At 65.3% G+C, this 20,642-nt stretch carries 14 protein-coding genes; 6 read left to right on the top strand and 8 right to left on the bottom strand.

Annotated elements, in window-relative coordinates; genetic code table 11:
- Window positions 1–23: 23 nt before the first annotated feature.
- The 3 genes from CEJ42_RS10845 to CEJ42_RS10835 all read right to left on the bottom strand — a co-directional run bounded on the left by CEJ42_RS10845 (window position 24) and on the right by CEJ42_RS10835 (window position 7,253).
- Complete coding sequence (locus tag CEJ42_RS10845) at window positions 24–2,003, bottom strand: methyl-accepting chemotaxis protein (protein WP_079216676.1); 1,980 nt, start codon at window positions 2,001–2,003, stop codon at window positions 24–26.
- A gap of 414 nt (window positions 2,004–2,417) precedes the next feature.
- Window positions 2,418–5,390 carry a sensor domain-containing protein gene (locus CEJ42_RS10840; protein ID WP_088751052.1) on the bottom strand — a complete coding sequence of 991 codons (2,973 nt, stop codon included), beginning with the start codon at window positions 5,388–5,390 and terminating at the stop codon, window positions 2,418–2,420.
- Between the two features lie 126 nt (window positions 5,391–5,516).
- Window positions 5,517–7,253: a methyl-accepting chemotaxis protein gene (locus CEJ42_RS10835; RefSeq protein WP_420840757.1), complete on the bottom strand. Its 1,737-nt coding sequence runs from the start codon at window positions 7,251–7,253 to the stop codon at window positions 5,517–5,519.
- A 308-nt stretch (window positions 7,254–7,561) separates the two neighbouring features.
- Here CEJ42_RS10835 and CEJ42_RS10830 point away from each other — a divergent pair, with 308 nt between their 5' ends.
- Window positions 7,562–8,224: a VTT domain-containing protein gene (locus CEJ42_RS10830; protein ID WP_079216674.1), complete on the top strand. Its 663-nt coding sequence runs from the start codon at window positions 7,562–7,564 to the stop codon at window positions 8,222–8,224.
- 105 nt (window positions 8,225–8,329) lie between these two features.
- Here CEJ42_RS10830 and CEJ42_RS10825 read toward each other — a convergent pair whose 3' ends face one another.
- A complete protein-coding gene (locus CEJ42_RS10825) occupies window positions 8,330–9,694 on the bottom strand; it encodes an N-acetylmuramoyl-L-alanine amidase (RefSeq protein ID WP_079216673.1) in 1,365 nt (454 codons plus the stop codon).
- Complete coding sequence (gene tsaE, locus CEJ42_RS10820) at window positions 9,658–10,149, bottom strand: tRNA (adenosine(37)-N6)-threonylcarbamoyltransferase complex ATPase subunit type 1 TsaE (protein ID WP_088751049.1); 492 nt, start codon at window positions 10,147–10,149, stop codon at window positions 9,658–9,660. The genes CEJ42_RS10825 and tsaE overlap by 37 nt, the downstream gene beginning before the upstream one ends.
- A 30-nt stretch (window positions 10,150–10,179) precedes the next feature.
- Here tsaE and queG point away from each other — a divergent pair, with 30 nt between their 5' ends.
- Together queG and CEJ42_RS10810 are read left to right on the top strand one after the other, a co-directional pair.
- Window positions 10,180–11,292, top strand: a complete 1,113-nt coding sequence (gene queG / locus CEJ42_RS10815; protein ID WP_088751169.1) for a tRNA epoxyqueuosine(34) reductase QueG — start codon at window positions 10,180–10,182, stop codon at window positions 11,290–11,292.
- 32 nt (window positions 11,293–11,324) lie between these two features.
- Window positions 11,325–13,793 carry a penicillin acylase family protein gene (locus tag CEJ42_RS10810; RefSeq protein WP_088751047.1) on the top strand — a complete coding sequence of 823 codons (2,469 nt, stop codon included), beginning with the start codon at window positions 11,325–11,327 and terminating at the stop codon, window positions 13,791–13,793.
- Window positions 13,794–13,811: 18 nt separating this feature from the next.
- On the opposite strand, the gene CEJ42_RS10805 is transcribed toward CEJ42_RS10810, so the two are convergent.
- From CEJ42_RS10805 to CEJ42_RS10795, 3 genes are read right to left on the bottom strand one after another with little or no spacing between them, the layout of a single operon-like run.
- A complete protein-coding gene (locus CEJ42_RS10805; protein ID WP_088751045.1) occupies window positions 13,812–14,702 on the bottom strand; it encodes an AEC family transporter in 891 nt (296 codons plus the stop codon).
- A 3-nt stretch (window positions 14,703–14,705) separates the two neighbouring features.
- Window positions 14,706–15,296 carry a response regulator transcription factor gene (locus tag CEJ42_RS10800; protein WP_079216665.1) on the bottom strand — a complete coding sequence of 197 codons (591 nt, stop codon included), beginning with the start codon at window positions 15,294–15,296 and terminating at the stop codon, window positions 14,706–14,708.
- Window positions 15,297–15,353: 57 nt separating this feature from the next.
- The gene (locus tag CEJ42_RS10795) at window positions 15,354–17,372 is read right to left on the bottom strand and encodes a two-component system sensor histidine kinase NtrB (RefSeq protein ID WP_088751168.1); all 2,019 of its coding nucleotides are present in this window, start codon (window positions 17,370–17,372) and stop codon (window positions 15,354–15,356) included.
- Window positions 17,373–17,582: 210 nt separating this feature from the next.
- On the opposite strand from CEJ42_RS10795, the gene CEJ42_RS10790 reads away from it, so the two are divergent.
- The 3 genes from CEJ42_RS10790 (at window position 17,583) to CEJ42_RS10780 (ending at window position 20,550) form a co-directional block, all read left to right on the top strand.
- Window positions 17,583–18,587 (top strand): TRAP transporter substrate-binding protein, encoded by a 1,005-nt coding sequence (locus CEJ42_RS10790; RefSeq protein ID WP_088751044.1) that lies wholly within the window; start codon window positions 17,583–17,585, stop codon window positions 18,585–18,587.
- Between the two features lie 125 nt (window positions 18,588–18,712).
- Window positions 18,713–19,273 carry a TRAP transporter small permease gene (locus tag CEJ42_RS10785; RefSeq protein ID WP_088751042.1) on the top strand — a complete coding sequence of 187 codons (561 nt, stop codon included), beginning with the start codon at window positions 18,713–18,715 and terminating at the stop codon, window positions 19,271–19,273.
- Entirely contained in the window at window positions 19,270–20,550 is a 1,281-nt protein-coding gene (locus CEJ42_RS10780) for a TRAP transporter large permease (RefSeq protein ID WP_088751041.1), read from the top strand. Before CEJ42_RS10785 ends, CEJ42_RS10780 begins: the two co-directional genes overlap by 4 nt.
- Window positions 20,551–20,642 lie beyond the last annotated feature (92 nt).

Genomic DNA, 20,642 nt, shown 5'->3' with positions numbered 1-20,642 from the left:
CCGGCCGCTTGCCGCTTGCAGCCTCAGATGCGGAAGGTGCTGACGGCTGCCGCCAGGCGCTCGGCCTGCTGCTGCAGCGACTGCGCCGCGGCGGCGGCTTCTTCCACCAGCGCGGCGTTCTGCTGCGTGGTCTCGTCCATCTGGGCGATGGCGCGGTTGATCTGGTCGATGCCTTCGCTCTGCTCGCGGCTGGCGGTGGTGATCTCGCTGATCACGGTGGAGACGCGCTGCACGCTGGCCACCACGTCGCCCATGGTGGAGCCGGCCTGGGCCACCAGCTGGCCGCCGGTGCCGACGGTCTGCACCGAGGCGTCGATGAGCTCCTTGATCTCCTTGGCGGCGGCCGCCGAGCGCTGGGCCAGCGTGCGCACTTCGGTGGCGACCACGGCAAAGCCGCGGCCCTGCTCGCCGGCGCGCGCGGCTTCCACGGCGGCGTTCAGCGCCAGGATGTTGGTCTGGAAGGCGATGCCGTCGATCACGCTGATGATGTCGACGATGCGCTGCGAGGAGGTGTTGATCGCGTCCATGGTCTGCACCACCTGGCCGACCACTTCGCCGCCCTGGCTGGCGACGTCGGAAGCCGAGTTCGACAGTTCGTCGGCCTGCACCGCGTTGGCGGCGTTCTGCTTGACGGTGGAGGTCAGCTCTTCCATGGCCGAGGCGGTCTCTTCCAGGGCGCCGGCCTGCTGCTCGGTGCGCGAAGACAGGTTCAGGTTGCCGGCCGCGATCTCGCTGGCGGCGGTGTTGATCTCGTCGGTGCCGGCGCGCACGCTGGCGACCACTTCCGACAGGCCTTCGCTGATGCCGTTGAAGGAGCCCATCAGGCGGCCGATCTCGTCGCCGCGCGTGACATGCAGGCGGGTGGTCAGGTCGCCGGCGGCGATGCGGTCGGCGGCGTCGCACACCGCGTCCAGCGGACGGGTCACGGTGCGGTTGACCATCAGCGTCAGGATCACGCCCAGCACCGCCAGGAACAGCAGGCCGAAGCCGATGTAGAGGTTGCGCATGCTGCGCACTTCGCGCGTGATCTCGTCGACGTAGGTTTCACCGGCGATCACCCAGTTCCAGCCCGGATAACGGGTGAAGGCGATGATCTTCTTGCGGCCGTCGGCGGCGGTGTAGTGCAGCGAGCCGTCCTTCTCGGCCAGCATGGCCTTGATGTAGTTGTCGCCGGACGCGTCCTTCAGCTCCAGCAGGCTGGCGCCTTCTTCCTTGCCCTCGCGCGGGGCGCCGGCGATCATCACGCCCAGGTCCTTGCCTTCCTTGCCGTTGAGCACATAGAAGAAGCCGGTGTCGGCGATCTTCAGCGCCTTGATCTTGTCCTTCAGGGCCTTGACGTCGGGCGAGATGTCGATGCCCACGTACAGCGCGCCGATGATCTGGCCGGCGGCGTTCTTCATCGGCACGTACTTGGTGATGTATTGCTTGCCGAACAGCGTGGCCAGGCCGCTGTAGCTCTTGTCCGCCTTCAGCGCGGCGTAGCCGGGGTGGGCGCGGTCGAGCAGGGTGCCGATGGCGCGCTCGCCGTTTTCCTTCTTCAGCGAGGTCGACACGCGCACGAAGTCGTCGCCGGTCTTGGCGAAGATGGTGGCGGTCACGGCGGTCTCGGCGGTGAAGCGGTCCGGGATCGTGAAGTCCATGTTCAGGTCGCGGCCGTCGTTTTGCAGCGCCGGCGTGGCGCGGTCGCCGATCTGGATGGTGCGGCCTTCGTCGAGCGTGAATTTGCCGCTGAACTCGTTGCCGAACATGGTGGAGAAGCGGTCCACCTGGCTGTTGACCGAGTGGTCGAACATCTCGACCATGTGCGACACGCTGCGCGCCTCGTTGCCCATCTGCTCGATCGAGCGCTGTTCCATCATGCGCGAGGTCGAGTAGGTGATCAGCAGCAGCGCGATGACGAAGACGGCGCCCACCAGGGCCACCGTCAGGGCAGTGAGTTTTGCACCGACCGATCGGTTAAACAGGGACGCGCGACGCGCCGTAGCGGACATGTAAGTAGCCATAAGTGTTCTTGTTCTTGAAAAGCGAAACGAGGAATCGTGCAAATGCCGATCGAGATGCCTTGCAGACCGCAATCGGTCAATCGGTGCAACCAGCGGCATCCCTGGACGGGCGCCGATACTGCGCTTGCTGAACTTGCCGGCCGGCGATACGGCTGCCGGGGAAATACAAAAGCGGCCAGGCTGTGGATCCTGGCGGGTTACGTTGACATCTCTGGATTTGCTGGGGAAGGCAGAAGTATATCGACAGGTCTTTGATTTGACTCAAATTCTTGCGATGTTTGCGCCCACATTATCCGAGGCTGTTGTTTTTCCATTCGGAAAGTAATTCTTTGACATTTCAAGCTGTCATCACTGGCGAAGAATTGGTGAGTTTGTGTGCCGCGCGGTGGAACGGCGCGGCGCCCCGGCTTCACCTCAACCTGGGTTTTCCTTGCCGGCCATGAAGTCGCGTATCCAGATCTCCAGGTTGTCCGCCGTCAGCGGGCGCGAGAAGTAATAGCCCTGGGCGACGTCGCAGCCCTGCTTGATCAGCAGTTCGTACTGGTCGGCGTCTTCCACCCCTTCGGCCACCACGATCAGCTTGAGGCTCTCGCCGATGCGGATGACGGCGTTGGTCAGCGCGCTCACGGCCTCGTCCTTGACCATGTCGCGCACGAAGCTCTGGTCCAGCTTCAGTTCGCCGACCGGCAGCTTGCGCAGGTAGCCCAGGCTGGAGTAGCCGGTGCCGAAGTCGTCCATGGCCAGCGGCACGCCCAGCGCATGCACCGCGGCGATGGTCTGGTTGGTGCTGGGGTTGGTGTCCATCAGCACGGTTTCGGTGATCTCGAGGGTGAGGTCGGTGGGGGAGAGCGAGTAGCGCTGCAGCAGGTTGCTGACGAACTGCGGCAACTCCAGGTCGTGGAAGTTGGTGGCCGACAGGTTCACCGAGATCGACGGCACCTTGATGCCGCGCCGGCGCCAGTCGGAGAGCTGGAAGCAGGCTTCCTCCAGCGCCCATTTGCCGAGCTCGCCGATCAGGCCCGACTCTTCGGCAATCGGGATGAAGCGCCCCGGGGAAATATTGCCCAGCTGCGGATGCGGCCAGCGCGCCAGGGCCTCCACGCCGTGCAGGCGATGATCCCGCAGATGGATCTGCGGCTGGTAATGCAGTTCGAAATCGCCGCCGCGCAGCGCATCGCGCAGCGCGCCCTCCAGCGCCAGGCGCTCCTGCGCCATGCTGTTCATTTCCTCGCTGAAGAAGCTGAAGCGCCCGCGGTTGACCGCCTTGGCCTGGTACATGGCGATATCGGCGCGGTGCAGCAACGTCTCGATGTCGTTGCCGTTGGCGGGGAACAGCGCCACCCCGATGCTGGCCGAGGGATTGAGCGGCGTGCCGTTGATGTGCACCGGCTGCGACAGCCGGTCCTGGATGCGCTTGACCACTTCGGCCAGGTGGTTGTCGTCGTACTGCGTCAGCACCACCACGAACTCGTCGCCGGACAGCCGGCCGACGATGTCCGAACGTCGCGCCTGCGACTGCAACCGCGTGGCGACAGTGCGCAGCAGCTCGTCGCCGGCCTGGTGGCCCAGCGAATCGTTGACCTGCTTGAAGCGGTCGAGGTCGATGAACATCACTGCCACCGTGCTGCGTCCGCGCTCGGCGGTGGCGATCGCCTGGCCGGCCTGGACCAGCAGCAGGCTGCGGTTGGGCAGGCCGGTCAGCGAATCGTAGAAGGCCAGCTGGTGGATGCGCGCGCGCGAGGCTTCGCGTTCGATGGCCAGCGCGCACAGGTGCAGGCCGGCATCCACCAGGAGGTGGTGGAAGGCGCTCGGGCTGCGCGGCTGGCGGTAATAGAAGGCGAAGGTGCCGATCACCTTGCCGTCGGACGACTTGATGGGCGTGGACCAGCAGGCGCGCAGGCCGTGCGGCAGCGCCAGGTGGCGGAAGTCGTCCCAGCGCGGGTCGGATTCGATGTCGGCGCTGACCACCGGCTCGCCGCTGAAGGCCGCCGCGCCGCAGGCGCCGACGGACGCGCCGATCTGCACCCCGTCCATGGCCCGGTTGTAGATTTCCGGCAGGCTGGGGCCGGCCAGGGTATGCAGGCGGCCCTGTTCGTCCACGCGCAGGATGGAGGCGATCACTTCGGGCGCGACGCGCTCCACTTCCTCGCACAGCAGGTTCATCTGCTCGGTCAGCGAGGAGTCGCGCGCCATGGCGTTGAGCACGCGGTATTGCAGCACCTCGTGGACCTTGGTGTTGGTGATGTCGGTCATCACGCAGACCGCGTTGATCAGCTTGCCCGACGCGTCCAGGATGGGGTTGACCACCGCCGACATCCACAGCGGCTGGTCGTTCATGTTGTGGATCAGCTCTTCGGTGTGGAAGCTGCGCCCCTGCAGCAGCTCGCCGTGGCAGCGCTCGATCGACTTGACGAAGTTGGGATGGGCGGCGAACAGTTCATGCGGCCGCTTGCCGATCACCTGCTGCGCCTGGAAACCCAGCATGCGGGTGAAGCCGATGTTGTGGAACACGATGCGGTTGCTGTCGTCGGTGATGATGACGGCGTTGTCGGTCTCGTTGATGCCCAGCGAGAGCAGGTGCAGGTGCTCGCGGTCGCTCACCTCGCGCGTGACGCGGTAGGTGGCGTCGGCGCCGATGCAGATGATCTTCTCGGGCTTGCCGCGCGCGTCCAGCACCGGTGAATAGGTGGCTTCCCACCATACCGTGCGGCCGTTGCGCGCGCGCCGCTGGAAGCGGCCGGAGAAGAAGCGACCGTGGCAGACGTCGCGCCAGAAGGCGGCGTATTCGGGGCTCTGGGCGTAGTCGTCGGGGCACAGGATGCGATGCGGTTGGCCCACCAGCTCGTGGGCCAGGTACTCCATGGTCTTGAGGTAATTGCTGTTGGCCGAGAGGATGATGCCGTCGGCCGACAGTTCGACCACGCCCAGCGAACGGTTCAGGGCGTTGAGCACGCTGTGGCTCTGGCGCGAATCGTCGATGTAGGCTGTGATGTCGGCCGCCACCGAGATCACCTTCTGCAACTGCCCGCCGGCATCCAGGATGGGGCTGCAGATCGCCTCCAGCCACAGGGTGCTGCCGTCGGCGCGGCGGCGCTGCAGGGTGCCGGAGATGACGTCGCCCGCGCGCAGGTGCTGCCAGAATTGCTCGTAGTGGCCGGTGGCGACATAGGTAGGGTCGCACAGCATGCTGTGATGCTGCCCGATCAGTTCCTCGCGCCGGTAGCCCAGGAGGTTGAGGAAGTTGTCGTTGACGTCCCGCAGGGTGCCGTCGGCCGTGAATTCGAGCATCGCCATCGAGCGCGAGAGAGCTGCCAGCAAGGCTTCCTGCTCGTCGCTCGGCAATTGCCGATGTTTCAAGTCACCAATAAACGGCTCATGGCTATGCATTGCAGGCACCCCCTGGTCTGCCGGTAACGGCGCCTGCCCCGGTTGCGCGCCGCCTCGCTTGATCATATGCCTAATTTCCTCGTCTGTGCTGGCTTCGCCGCAGGCGCGCAACGCCCGCGGCGGCGCTCAGAATTGTTCCCAATCGTCGGCGTCGTCGCGACCCGGCTTGCCTGCCGGAACGGTTTGTTTTTCCGGCAACTTTTTGGGCGCTGCGGCGGCCGTGGCCGCAGCCTTCGGCGCTGCCGCGCGGACCGCCGGCGTCGCCCGCGCGGGCGCTGCGGATGCCGCCTGCGCGCGCACCGGGGCGGCTTCCATGCCATCGATCCTGAACACGCTCACCACCGAGGTCAGGCGGCTGGCCTGTTCCTGCAGCGCCTGGGCGGCGGCGGCCGCCTGTTCGACCAGCGCCGCGTTCTGCTGGGTGGTCTGGTCCATCTGCGAGATGGCGTGGTTGACCTGCTCGATGCCGTTGCTCTGCTCCTTGCTGGCCGAGGAGATCTCGGCCACCACGTCGGTGACGCGCTGCACGCTGTTGACGACTTCGCCCATGGTCACGCCGGCCTGTTCCACCAGCTTGCTGCCGTTGCCGACCTTTTCCACCGAGTCGGCGATCAGTTCCTTGATTTCCTTGGCGGCGGTGGCCGAACGCTGGGCCAGCGAGCGCACCTCCGAGGCCACCACCGCGAAGCCGCGGCCCTGCTCGCCGGCGCGCGCCGCTTCCACCGCGGCGTTGAGCGCCAGGATGTTGGTCTGGAAGGCGATGCCGTCGATCACGCCGATGATGTCGACGATCTTGCGCGAGGACTCGTTGATCGAGCCCATGGTCTGCACCACTTCGCCGACCACGCTGCCGCCCTGCAGCGCCACTTCCGAGGCCGAGGCGGCCAGCTGGTTGGCCTGCAGCGCGTTGTCGGCGTTCTGGCGCACGGTGGAGGTCAGCTCTTCCATGGCCGAGGCGGTCTCTTCCAGCGAGCTGGCCTGCTCTTCGGTACGGGAGGACAGGTCGAGGTTGCCGGTGGCGATCTCGCCGGAGGCGGTGTTGATGGTGTCGGTCGCCTGGCGCACCTGGGTGACGATCTTTTGCAGGTTGCCGTTCATGGTCTGCAGGGCGCCCAGCAGTTGGCCGGTTTCGTCGCGGCTGGTGACCTCGATGCGGCTGGTGAGGTCGCCGTCGGCCACCGTGCGCGCCAGCCTGACGGCGTGGTTCAGCGGCAGCGTGATGCTGCGCGTGAGCTGCCAGGCCACCGCCACCGCGAACAGGATGGCCAGCCCGATCAGGCCCAGGGTCAGGTTGCGCGCCTCTTCATACTGGGCGTGGACCGCGTCGGAGGCTTCGCGCATCAGCTGGTCCTGGTAACGCACCAGCTCGCCCACCTTGTCCAGGTAGGCCTGGCGCAGGTTCTGCTCGCTGGGCGCGTACATGGCGGCGATGGCTTCCTCGCGCTTGTTGTCCTTGAGCAGCTGCACGGTCTTTTCGCTGCTGGCGATGTAGGCGGTGCGGGCGGTCTGGATCTGGCCGAACAGTTCGCGGCCGCGGGTGCTGATGATGGTCTTGTCCAGCTGTTGCATGTCCTCGCCGATCTTCTTGATTGATGCGGCGATGATGTCCTGTTGCTGCTTGAGCCGCTCGGGGTCGTTGAGCAGGAGCAGGTTGCGCGTGGAGCGCAGGATCACGTTCTCCTGCAGCACGACGTCGTTGGCCAGCACCGTCTTGGGATAGAGGTTGTTGGTCACGCCGTCCATCTGCCGGTTCAGTTCGGCCATGCGCGACAGGCCCAGCCCGCCCACGCAGACCAGCAGCACGACCATGACGGCGAAGCCGATTGCCAGGCGAATCCCTATCTTTGTATTTTTCAGACTGATGCTCACCTGTATTCCCCCTTTTGGTTTAGTGAAGCGGCGCGCCGGTGTATGGAGCGCCACGGCTGTTATCGGTCGTCGCACATGCGTTCTTAAGAGTGCGAACCGTAATTTACAGTCACGTCGGCTGTTGCAAAGCAGCGGAAAATTGTGGCTATCCGCTTTACTCTAGTCCAAAAGAGCCGGGAACGATGGTGTATGATGGGTCGTCGGATGAGGTGACCACTCGTCTTCCAGATGTTGCTATCATTGCAATATCGACCGCGCGGCACGGAAACGCCAGCCGCGATGATTTCCAGACGATGGGGCTTATGGATTATCTGCAGTTGCTGGACGTGCTGGTGCACGTAGACAAATACCTCGGTTTCCTGATTGAGCAGTACGGCACGCTGATCTACGCGGTGCTTTTCCTGATCGTCTTCTGCGAGACCGGCCTGGTGGTGCTGCCTTTCCTCCCCGGAGATTCGCTGCTGTTCATCGCCGGCACCTTCTGTGCCACCGGCGCCATGAACATCTGGGTGCTGATGGCCCTGCTGATCGTGGCCGCCGTTTCCGGCAACACCCTCAATTACTGGATAGGCTCGCTGGTGGGGCATCGCGTGTACACGCACAACTACCGCTGGCTCAACCCCGAGGCGCTGAAGAAGACCCACGCCTTCTACGAGAAGCACGGCGGCAAGACCATCGTCATCGCCCGTTTCACGCCCATCGTGCGCACCTTCGCTCCTTTCATCGCCGGCGTGTCGGCCATGACCTTCGCCAAGTTCCAGCTGTTCAACGTGCTCGGCGCCTTCCTGTGGGTGGTCGGCCTGGTGGTGCTGGGATATCTCTTCGGCAACATTCCGGTGGTGCAGCAGAACCTGAACTGCCTGGTCATCGTCGGCATCATCGGCGCCATCATTCCCATCGTGCTGGGCGCGGGCTGGCAGGTGTGGCGCAAGCTGCGCGGCAAGCGCAAGGTCAGCAACGCCTGAGTTCGACCTGATCTGACCCGTAAGAACAACAAAAAGCCCCGGCGCTGCGATGCAGGCCGGGGCTTTTGATTTGGGGCGCGAAGATCGGGCCCCGGGTAGCGTGAATCAGGTCAGCTTGTTCTTGGCCAGCGGCGGGTTCTTGGCGAAGTACTTGCGGATGCCGGTCAGGATCGCGTCGGCCATCTGGTCCTGGTAATGGTCGTCGGTCAGCTTGGCTTCTTCTTCCGGGTTGGAGATGAAAGCGGTCTCGATCAGGATGCTGGGGATGTCCGGCGCCTTGAGCACGGCGAAGCCGGCCTGTTCCACCGCGCCCTTGTGCAGCTTGTTGATGCCGCCGATCTCCTTCAACACCGCATTGCCCACGCGCAGGCTGTCGTTGATCTGCGCCGTGGTCGACAGGTCCAGCAGCACGCTGGCCAGCTGGCGGTCGTGGGTCTTGATGTTGACGCCGCCGATCAGGTCGGCCGAGTTTTCCTTGTTGGCCAGCCAGCGCGCCGCCGTCGAGCTGGCGCCCTTCTCCGACAGTGCGAACACCGAGGAGCCGCGCGCGGTGGGCTGCACGAAGGCGTCGGCGTGGATCGACACGAACAGGTCGGCCTGCACCTTGCGCGCCTTGACCACGCGCTGGCCCAGCGGCACGAAGAAGTCGGCGTCGCGGGTCAGCATCACGCGCATGTTGGGATACTGCTCGATCTTGCGCTTCAAGCGCTTGGCGATGGACAGCACCACGTCCTTCTCGCGGTTGCCGCGCGCGCCGGTGGCGCCGGGGTCCTCGCCGCCGTGGCCGGGGTCGAGCGCGATGGTGATCATGCGCGTCAGCTGCAGGCGCGGCTCGTCCTGGGCCACCTTGGGATTCTTTTCCGGCTTGTCCTCCACCGGCGGCCTGGCTTCGGCCAGCGGCGCCGGGTCGGGTTTGGCCGGCGCTTGCGGCTGGGCCTGCGCCTGGGCCGGGTCCTTGGGCATTTCCTTCATCCAGTCGCCCTTCTGGATCAGCGCGGCGATCGGATCCGGCGGATTGGCCGGGTACAGGTCGATCACGAAACGGTATTTGTACTCGCCCACCGGGGCCAGCGTGAAGACCTGCGGCTTGATCTCGTCCTTCAGGTCGAACACCAGGCGCACCACGCTCGGGCGGTTCTGGCCCACGCGCACCTGCCGGATGTACGGGTCGTTGGGCTGGATCTTGGCGACCAGGTCCTTCAAGGTGCTATTGAGGTCGATGCCTTCGATGTCCACCACCAGGCGCTCCGGGTCCTTCACCACGAAGTGGGTGACCTTGAGGTCGCTGTCGTTTTCCAGCGTGACGCGGGTGTAGTCCTCGGACGGCCACACGCGCACCGCCAGGATCTGCGAGGCGCAGGCGGGCAGGGGAGTGACGACGGAGACGAAGAGGGCGCCGCCTGCTTTGAGGATGGTGCGGCGGCTTTTGGACTTTACAGGTTCGGAGCGAATTTCAGTCGAGCGAGGCATTGATGACCCTTGTCAGACAACGCACGTAATTCTACATCACGCCCGTGCTGTGCAAGCATCAGGCTGACGTGAATGTCCGGCGGCGGCAACACCGGGTTGCCCTTTTCAGGCCATTCGACGATACAGACGGTGTTTTCGTTGAAATGTTCGCGAAATCCCGCATCCAGGAACTCCTCCGGCCCGGCCATCCGGTACAGGTCGAAGTGGATGACTGTTACCATGCGGTCTGCGATTTTCACTTCATAGGGTTCGGCCAGCGTATAGGTCGGGCTCTTGACCCGCCCCTGGTGGCCGGCCGCATGCAGCAAGGCGCGCGTCAACGCGGTCTTGCCGGCGCCCAGGTCGCCGTGCAGGTAGACCGCCAGACCCGGCGTCAGCACCTGCGCCAGGTCGGCGCCAAGCCTGGCGGTGGCCGCCTCGTCGGGCAGGTGGAGGTGAAGACTCTGCTTGCTCACTACTTGATTTCCGATTCCGTTTTCTGGTTCATGACCGCTTCCGTCGATCCCGTTGATCTGTCTGCACTCGCCGCCGCCATCAAGGCCTGGGGAAAAGACCTGGGCTTCGCCGAGGTGCGCATCGCCGATGTCGACCTGTCGCATCGCGAGGCCGGTTTCCAGGCCTGGCTGGACAAGGGGTATCACGGCGAGATGGATTATATGGCAAGCCACGGCATGAAGCGCGCGCGCCCGGCCGAACTGGTGCCGGGCACGGTGCGCGTGGTCAGCGTGCGCATGCCCTACCTGCCGGCGCCCGGGGACGGCCAGCAGGCCGACTGGCGCGCCCGCGAAGAAGCCCGCAGCGCCGACCCGGCGGCGGCTCAGGTGTCGGTCTACGCCCGCGGCCGCGACTATCACAAGGTCTTGCGCTCGCGGCTGCAGCAGCTGGCCATCCGCATCGAGGGGCAGATCGGCGCCTTCGGTTACCGCGTCTTCACCGACTCGGCGCCGGTGATGGAAGTGGCGCTGGCCGAGAAGGCCGGCCTGGGCTGGAAGGGCAAGCACACGCTGCTGCTGCATCGCGAAGCCGGTTCCATGTTCTTCCTCGGCGAGATGCTGACCGACCTGCCGCTGCCGGTGGACGAGCCGGTCACGCCGCATTGCGGCCAGTGCCGCTCCTGCATCGACGTCTGCCCGACCCAGGCCATCGTGGCGCCCTACGAGCTCGACGCGCGGCGCTGCATCTCCTATCTCACCATCGAACTGAAAGGCAGCATCCCCGAGGAGCTGCGCCCGCTGATCGGCAACCGCATCTACGGCTGCGACGATTGCCAGCTCTACTGCCCGTGGAACAAGTTCGCGCAGCGCGCCGCCCTGGCCGACTTCGACGTGCGCAACGGCCTGGATGATTCCAGCCTGGTGAGGCTGTTCGGCTGGAGCGAGGAGGAGTTCCTGACCAACACCGAGGGTAGCGCGATCCGCCGCATCGGCCACGAGCGCTGGCTGCGCAACCTGGCGGTGGGCCTGGGCAACGCCGCGCAGTCGCAGGCGCATCGCGGCGACGCCGGCATGGTCGCGGCATTGCGCGCGCGCCAGGCTCATCCGTCGGCGCTAGTGCGCGAACACGTGGCTTGGGCGCTGGAGAAGCATGGAGTAAAGTAGGTCTCCCATAAAAAGAAACATGGAGACCACAGATGCCAATATTGAAACACCAGGCGGGCATCATCGCCGCCGCCCTGGGCTGTTCCATTCATCTCGCCCTCATCCCCGCAGCCCACGCCCGCGACGCGCAGGCATTCAGGCTTCCCCCCACCGCCAGCAACGAGACCATCGCCATCCCCGGCCTGCAAAAGCGCGCCGAGATCCTGGTCGACCGCTGGGGCGTGCCGCACATCTTCGCCGGCAGCCAGCGCGACGCCTTCTTCATGCAGGGCTTCAACGCCGCGCGCGACCGCCTGTTCCAGATCGACCTGTGGCGCCGCCGCGGGCTGGGCCAGCTCGCGGAAGTGTTCGGTCCGGCCTACCTGGCGCAGGACAAGGCTACCCGGCTGTTCCTCTACCGCGGCGACATGCGGCGCGAGTGGAATTCCTACGGCAAGGGGGCGGAGCAGGTGGCGCAGGCCTTCGTCGAGGGCATCAACGCCTATATCGACTACGTCTCGCTGCACCAGGAGCAGCTGCCCTGGGAGTTCCGCCAGCTCGGCTACCTGCCGGCCAAGTGGCAGGCCGAAGATGTGGTGCGCATCCGCAGTCACGGCCTGACGCGCAACCTGTTGAGCGAGGTCGCGCGCGCCAAGGTGGCCTGCGCCGCCGACCTGAAATCCGATGAAGTGCGCTTCGGCCTCACGCCGAAATGGACCGCGCAGATGCCCGAAGGGCTCGATCCCTGCCTGCCCAAGGACCTGCTGAAGGTGTTCACGCTGGCGACCCAGGACGTGCGGCTGACCAAGGCCAGCCTGAACGCCTCGGCCGCCGACGCCGACGGCCGCCTGGTGCGCGCCGAGCCTGCCGCCAACCTGGAGGAAACCCAGGAAGGCAGCAACAACTGGGTGGTGGCGCCGTCGAGGTCGGCCACCGGCCGCGCCATCATGGCCAACGATCCGCACCGCGCCTATTCGGCGCCTTCGCTGCGCTACATCGCCCACATCAGCGCGCCCGGGCTGGACGTGATCGGCGCCGGCGAACCGGCCTTGCCGGGCGTGTCGATCGGCCACAACGGCACCATCGCCTTCGGCCTGACCATCTTCAACATCGACCAGGAAGACCTCTACGTCTACGAGCTCAACCCGGCCAATCCCAATGAGTACAAGTACCAGGGCAAGTGGGAGGCGATGCGCGTGCTGCACGAGCCCGTGCGCGTGAAGAACGGCGCGCCGGCGGTAGCCGACCTGACGTTTACCCGCCACGGCCCGGTGATCTATGTGGACCGCGAGAAGAACCGCGCCTACGCGGTGCGCTCGGGCTGGCTGGAGCCGGGCATGTCGCCTTACTTCGGCAGCATCGACTACATGCGCGCGCGCGACTTCAAGAGCTTCAAACATTCGATGCTGAACTGGGGCGCGCCCACCGAGAACCAGGTCTACGCCGACGTGAAGGGCAACATCGGCTGGGTGCCGGGCGGCCTCGCGCCCAAGCGTCCCAACTGGGACGGCCTGTTGCCGGTGCCCGGCGACGGCCGCTATGAATGGGCCGGCTTCTGGCGCGGCGACCAGCTGCCGTCGACCTACAACCCGCAGCAGGGCTGGTTCGCCTCGGCCAACCAGATGAACATCCCGGCCGACTATCCGTACCAGGAGCGCAAGCTGGGCTTCGAGTGGACCAACAATTCGCGCTTTACCCGCATCAGCGAAGTGCTGGCCGGCCTGCCCAAGGTCTCGCTGCAGGACTCGATGAAGCTGCAGAACGACGACCTCGCCATTCCCGCCCGCAGGCTGGCGGCCTTGCTCAAGCCGCTCTCCTCGGATGACGCCGATACCGCCGCGGCGCTGAAGATCCTGGGCAACTGGGACTATGTGGAGCGCAGCGACGCGGCGCAGCCGGCGCTCTACGAGGTGTGGCTGTCGCGTCATCTCGGCACGGCGTTCAAGCAGGCGGTGTTGTCCAAGGCCGCGGCCGATGCCATGGCGGCGCCCGACACGGCCGTGCTGCTCGACACGCTGGAAAGCCCGGTGCCGGCGTTCGGCGCCACCGAGGCCGAGGCGCGCGCCCGGCGCGACCAGGTGCTGCTGTCCAGCCTGGGCCAGGCCTATGCCGAGATGGTCAGGCTGCAAGGCGCCGACGCCACCCAATGGCAGTGGGGCAAGCTGCATCACAACCTGATGGCGCATCCCTTCGCCGAGGTGGTCGACGAATCCACGCGCAAGAAATTGAACGTGGGGCCCTTGCCCAAGCATGGTGGCGCCTATTCGCCGAACCAGTCGACCTATCGCGTGAGCGACTTCCGCCAGACCAACGGACCGTCGTTCCGCGTGGTGGTGGACGTGGGCAACTGGGACAATTCGTGGGCGGTCAATTCGCCGGGCCAGTCCGGCGACCCGGACAGCCCGCACTACCGCGACCTGGCGGACAAGTGGCTCAAGGGCGAGTACTTCCCGCTGCTGTATTCGCGCGCGGCCATCGAGAAGGTGACCGAGCGCAGGATCGTGCTCAAGCCGGCGAAGTGAGGGAAGGGCTGGCGCCGGTCAATGCACCAGCGCCAGCCAGAACGGAATGGTCAGGGCCGACACCAGCGTGCCGAAGGAAATCAGGAAGGCCGTAAACGGCCCGTTGCCGCCCATGCGCGCAGCCAGGATGTAGCAGCTGGAGGCGGTGGGCAGGCAGCAGAACAGCACCACGATGCGCAGCTGCAGCGGTGGCAACTGCAGATGGCGGCCGATGACATACGCCGCCGCCGGCACCGCGACCAGCTTGATCGCCAGCAGCCAGGCCACCATCAGCTTGCTCTCCTTCAGGCCCGACAGCCGCAGGCCGGCGCCCACCATCAGCAGCCCCAGCGAGATCGAGGCGCCGCCCAGGCGCGACAGCACCACGCCCGCGACTTCAGGCAGCTGCCATCCCGCCGCCGAGAAGGCCAGGCCGGACGCGGTGGCGATCAGCAGGGGATTTTTCGCCAGCTCGCGCAGCAGGCTGCCGTTCTTCGGCGCCAGCGCGTGCACCGCCGCGACGTTGCACAGCGGCACGCCAAAGCCCAGCAGGATCGCCATCAGGCCCGCGCCTTCTTCGCCCGCCATGCGCGTGGCCAGCGCCAGCGCGATATAGGAGTTGAAGCGGTAGGCGGTCTGCATGCCGGACTCGTAGGTCATCGGCGTGGCGCGGATGAAGGTCTTGCCCAGCCAGGTCAGCGCGATGCCGCACAGCAGCGCCAGCACGCCGGTCTGCACCAGCCCGCCGGTGACCGAGAGGTCCAGTTTGAGGCGCGCGGTGGAGTAGAACAGCAGCGCGGGGAACAGCAGGAAATAGACCAGTTTCTCCAGCCCGGCCCAGAATTCGTCGCTCCAGCCGCTGATGCGATAGACCAGCACGCCCAGCGCGATCAGGCTGAAATCGGGCAGCAGGAGATTGAGGATGTCCACGGATTACTTGAGCAGGCGCGCCAGCTCGACCGCGGTCTTGACGTTCATCTTGTCGAAAATGTGGGCGCGGTGGACTTCCACGGTGCGCATGCTGATGCCGAGTTCGTCGGCGATCACCTTGTTCATCTTGCCGGCCAGGATCAGGTCCAGCACTTCCTTCTCGCGCACCGACAGCGCCTCCAGGCGGTTTTGCACCGCATCTTCGGCGCCCGAGGCGCGCGAATTCTCCAGCGCCTGCAGCACGCGGTCCATCAGCTGGTTGTCGTTGAAGGGTTTTTCGAAGAAGTCGAAGGCGCCGTTCTTGAGCATGTCCACCGCCATCGGCACATCGCCATGGCCGGTGAGGAAGATCACCGGACGCCGCCGCAGCAGGCCCTTGGACTTGAGCTCGTTGAACATCGCCACGCCGGACTGGCCCGGCATGCGCACGTCCAGCAGGATGCATTCGCCGTCGGCGTCGAAGCCGGCGGCCGTCTCCAGCGCCGACAGCAGCGCCTGGCCGCTTTCGTAGCTGGTGGCGGCGATGTTGCGCGAGCGCGCCAGCCAGGCCAGCGAGTCGCGGATGATCTCTTCGTCGTCGACTATGTGCAGCATCGGTATGGAACGGGGCGCGGCAGGCGCGTACCCGTCAGTCTCTTCCTCGGATATTTTTTAATAGGTCCCGCCCTGGGCGGGCAGCGAAAACCGGAAGATTGTACCGCCAGCCGGGTTATCGGTGTATGTCAGCGTGCCGCCGTGGAATTCGATGGTGGTGCGGCAGATGTTCAGGCCCATGCCCATGCCCTCGGCCTTGGTCGAGAAGAACGGCGAGAACAGGCGCGCCGCCACGTCCTCGGCAATGCCGTGGCCCTGATCGATGACCGACACCAGCACCGACTCCGAGGTGCCCGGTCCGCGGTCCAGCTCGGCGACGATGCGCAGGATGCGGCGCGCCGACGGCACGCCGGCCATGGCCTGGATGCCGTTGCGGGTCAGGTTCAGGATCACCTGCTCCAGCAGCACCTGGTCGCCCAGCACCGGCGGCAGGTTGGCCTGCACGCTGATCTGCAGCACCACGAAGAACTGCTGCGCCTGCAGCTCCACCAGCGGCGCCACGTTGTCGATCAGCTGGCGCACCTGCAGGCGCTGGCGCGCCGGTTCGCGCTTTTTGACGAACTGGTGCACGCTGCGGATCACATGGCCGGCGCGCTGGGCCTGGGCGTGAATCTTTTCCAGCGCCGGCTGCAAGGTCCTGGGGTCGGCGCTGCCCTGCTGCATCATGTTCAGCGCCCCGGTGGTGAAGCTGGAGATCGCCGCCAGCGGCTGGTTCAGTTCGTGCGCCAGGGTCGAGGCGATCTCGCCCATGCTGGCCAGGCGGGCGCCGGCCTGCAGCTTTTCCTCCTGGGTGCGGTTCAGGTCCTCGGCGCGCTTGCGCTCGGAGATGTCGAGGATGGAGCCCATCCAGCCAGTCTGCTTGCCGTGCTGGTCCACCAGCGGCGATTCGAAGATCAGCACCGGGAAACGCTCGCCGTCGATGCGCTGGAAGATGGTTTCGTACTGCGGCGTGGCGCGCCCGGCCAGCACGTTGGAGAAGCGCTCCTGGTATTCGTCCATCGCCTCCGGCGCCCAGTAGGGCATGGGCGGGATCTTGCCCACCAGTTCCTCGGCCGGGATGCCGACCATCTTGCAGAAGGCCGGGTTGACGTAGGTGATGCGCCCCTCCAGGTCGCGCGCGCGCATGCCGGTGACCAGCGAGTTTTCCATCGCGGCGCGGAACGAGGCTTCGTTCAACAGCGCGCCTTCGGCCTTGGTGCGGCGGTTGATGTCGCGCCACAGCGCCCACAGGCTCCAGAGCAAGCCCAGCGACAGCACCATCACCGAGCCCACCAGCAGGTTGGGCAACAGCTTGGGCGCGCTCTTGGTGCTGTTGGTGTGCAGCACCAGCGTCAGGCCCGGCAGCTCCAGCTCGCGCCGGTGGGTGTAGACGTTCAGGCCGGGACCGCCGGAGGTGCGGCGCGCCACCACGTTGTCGTCGGTGTCGGTGAGCGAGATCTCGTTGTCCTGGGCGAACCACCACGGCACCATCTCGTTCAGGATGCGCGCCACCGCATAGCTGGCCACCAGGCTGCCGATGTAATGGTTGTCGCGAAACAGCGGCACGTGATAGTCCATCAGCGACGGTTCGGCGATGCCCGGCGGCACGGCCGGCGGGCTGTAAAGCGGGCGGCGCAGCTGGCGCGAACGCTCGCCGGTCATGCGCGAGGGTTCGGAGAGGTCGTCGCGGGTGATCGGGAAATCGTCGGTCGAGGCGATCGGTTTGCCGTCGGCGCCGAACCAGGTGACGCGGTAGAACTCGCGGTTGTTGCGCAGGAGCGCGTTCAGGCGGCTGCGGAAATGATCCTGGCGCAGGTGCGAGTTGATGATTTCGCGCCCGATGATGCGCATGCTCTCGTCGTCGCGGCTCAGCTGGAAGCGGATCGCCTGTTCCACCCACAGAGAATCGGCGATCAGCTGCTCCAGCCGCTCGCTGGCTTCCATCTGCTGCGCCTGGCGCGGCAGCCAGATCAGCGTGGCCATGAACAGGAACACCAGCAGGAACGGGATCAGCCAGCGCATGGTGGTCTTGCGGCTGGGCGCAAGCAGCAGCGAGGCGGGCGTGGGCTGGGCGGAGGTCGGTGCGGGCGGTTTCATGACGCCGCCAGTGTAGCCGCGGCATCCCGCTTGCGCCAGCATGCTGCGACGCATCATGAAACGGGGGCGAAATTACCCGGCCGCGTGACATTGTGGTTAACCACAGTTGCCCCCTTCTGGGGAGCTGGTCAGAATTCGCAGGCCATTCTTGGCCCCGCGCCAGACAATAAAAAATAAAACCAATTTCCAATACCTCAAAGGGGACACACAATGAAACTCAAGTCATTGCTGTTTGCGCTGTCCGCGGCAGCCGTCGTCAGCAGCAGCGCCTTCGCGCAGCAACCGATCATCATCAAGTTCAGCCACGTGGTGGCCGGCGATACGCCCAAGGGCAAGGGCGCCGAGCGCTTCAAGGAACTGGCCGAGAAGGCCACCAAGGGGCGCGTGAAGATCGAGGTCTATCCCAACAGCACGCTGTACAAGGACAAGGAAGAACTGGAAGCCCTGCAACTGGGCGCCGTGCAGATGCTGGCGCCGTCGCTGGCCAAGTTCGGTCCGCTGGGCGTGAAGGAGTTCGAGGTCTTCGACCTGCCTTACATCTTCCCGACCAAGGAAGTGCTGTATCGCGTGACCGAAGGTCCGATCGGCAAGGATCTGTTCAAGAAGCTGGAGCCCAAGGGCATTACCGGCCTGGCGTACTGGGACAACGGCTTCAAGGGCATGTCGGCCAACAAGCCGCTGCACCATCCGGCCGATTTCCGCGGCCTGAAGATGCGCATCCAGTCTTCCAAGGTGCTGGACGCGCAGATGCGCGCGCTGGGCGCCAACCCGCAGGTGCTGGCCTTCTCCGAGGTCTACCAGGCGCTGCAGACCGGCGTGGTGGACGGCACCGAGAACCCGCCTTCCAACCTCTATACCCAGAAGATGCACGAAGTGCAGAAGCACGTGACCGTCTCCGACCACGGCTACCTGGGCTATGCGGTGATCGTCAACAAGAAGTTCTGGGACGGCCTGCCGGCCGACATCCGCACGCAGCTTGAAGGCGCCATGAAGGACGCCACCAAGTACGCCAACGCCATCGCCCAACAGGAAAACGACGCCGCCCTGGCCGCCGTCGAGAAGACCGGCAAGACCACCGTCTACCGCCTGACCGACGCCGAGAAGGCGGAGTGGCGCAAGGCCTTGCTGCCGGTGCAAAAGCAGATGGAAAGCCGTATCGGCAAGGAGCTGATCGCGGCCGTCAACAAGGAAGCGGCAGCGCTGGGCCAGAAGTAATCCGCGCTGCGTTTCACCGGGCGCCCGCGGTCGCATCGGGCGCAAACGACCAATAAATCAAAAACCGATACCGGCGCACAGGCCGTCGCATGCGATGCGGCGGCCTGCTGGCGCAAGGAGACCCAATGAAGTTCCTCGACCATCTGGAAGAGTGGCTGATCGCGTTCCTCATGGCGGCCGCCACCTTCATCATTTTTCTCGCCGTGGTGCACCGCTACGCATCCGGCCTCGACATCCCCTGGCTGCAGGATGAGCTGATCCAGATCAACATGAGCTGGGCGCAGGAGCTGTGCATCTACATGTTCGTGTGGATGGCCAAGTTCGGCGCCGCCTATGGCGTGCGCACCGGCATCCACGTCGGCGTCGACGTGCTGATCAACCGGTTGAACACCCCGTGGCGCAACAAGTTCGTGATCTTCGGCCTGCTGGCCGGTGCGCTGTTTACCGGCATCGTCGGCACCTTCGGTGTCGAGTTCGTCTACGGCATCGCGCAGCACGACAGCACCTCCGAGGTGATGGAAATGCCGATGTGGATCGTCTACCTGGCCGTGCCGCTGGGTTCCTACCTGATGTGCTTCCGCTTCCTCCAGGTCGCGTGGAATTTCCACAAGACCGGCGAACTGCCCAAGCATGACCATTCCCACGTGGAAGGTCTGGACGAAGAAATCAGCGGAGGAAAAGCATGAACGCAGCCATCATTTTCATTTTGCTGTTTGCGCTGATGCTGACCGGGATGCCGATCTCGATCTCGCTCGGCCTGACAGTGTTGACCTTCCTCTTCACGATGACCGACGTGCCGATCCAGTCGGTGGCGCTGAAGCTGTTCACGGGCATCGAGAAGTTCGAGATCATGGCGATCCCGTTCTTCATCCTGGCCGGCAACTTCCTCACGCACGGCGGCGTGGCGCGGCGCATGATCAACTTCGCCACCTCGATGGTGGGGCACTGGCATGGCGGCCTGGCGCTGGCCGGCGTGATGGCCTGCGCGCTGTTCGCGGCGGTGTCGGGCTCGTCGCCGGCAACCGTGGTGGCGATCGGCTCCATCATCCTGCCGGCCATGGTCAAGCAGGGCTTCCCCAACCGTTTCGGCGCGGGCGTGATCACCACCTCCGGCGCGCTGGGCATCCTGATCCCGCCGTCCATCGTGATGGTGATGTACTCGGTCTCGACCAACACCTCGGTGGGCAAGCTGTTCATGGCGGGCGTGGTGCCCGGCCTGCTGCTGGCGTTCCTGCTGGGCCTGACGACCTGGTACCTGGCGCGCAAGAACAACTACCCGCGCCTGAAGAAGGCCACCTGGGCAGAGCGTGTCGCGGCCTTCCGCAAGAGCGGCTGGGGCTTGTTCCTGATCGTCATCGTCATGGGCGGCATCTACTCCGGCGTGTTCACGCCGACCGAGGCGGCGGCGATGGCGGCGGTGTATGCCTTCATCATCGCGGTGTTCGTCTACAAGGACCTCAAGCTCAGCCAGGTGCCCAAGGTGCTGCTGGATTCGGCCTCGATGTCGGCCATGCTGCTCTACATCATCACCAACGCGGTGCTGTTCTCCTTCCTGGTCACCAGCGAGAACATCCCGCAGGCGATGGCGGCGTGGATCACCGATTCGGGCCTCGGTCCGATCACCTTCCTGCTGGTGGTCAACATCCTGCTGCTGTTGGCGGGCAACGTGATGGAGCCGTCCTCGATCGTCCTGATCATGGCGCCCATCCTGTTCCCGGTGGCGATGAAGCTGGGCATCGATCCGGTGCACTTCGGCATCCTGATCGTGGTGAACATGGAAGTCGGCATGTGCCACCCGCCGGTCGGCCTGAACCTGTACGTGGCTTCCGGCATCACCAAGATGGGCATCACCGAGCTGACCATCGCGGTCATGCCATGGCTGTTGACCATGCTCGGTTTCCTGGTGCTGGTGACCTACTGGCCGGCGCTGTCGCTGTGGCTGCCGAACCTGGTATTCAATTGAAACCTGGGTGACATCCGACCGAATTCGGCCGAAATTTGTATGACAAGTTGGGGCGCCGCCAGCGGCGTTCCCGGCTTGGTCGGATGTCAGTC

It is taken from the genome of Herbaspirillum robiniae (assembly GCF_002213415.1).
GTDB classification, from domain to species: Bacteria; Pseudomonadota; Gammaproteobacteria; order Burkholderiales; family Burkholderiaceae_D; genus Herbaspirillum; species Herbaspirillum robiniae.
The sequence above is the reverse complement of the archived record's forward strand: the minus strand, read 5'-3'. Positions and strand labels throughout refer to the sequence as shown.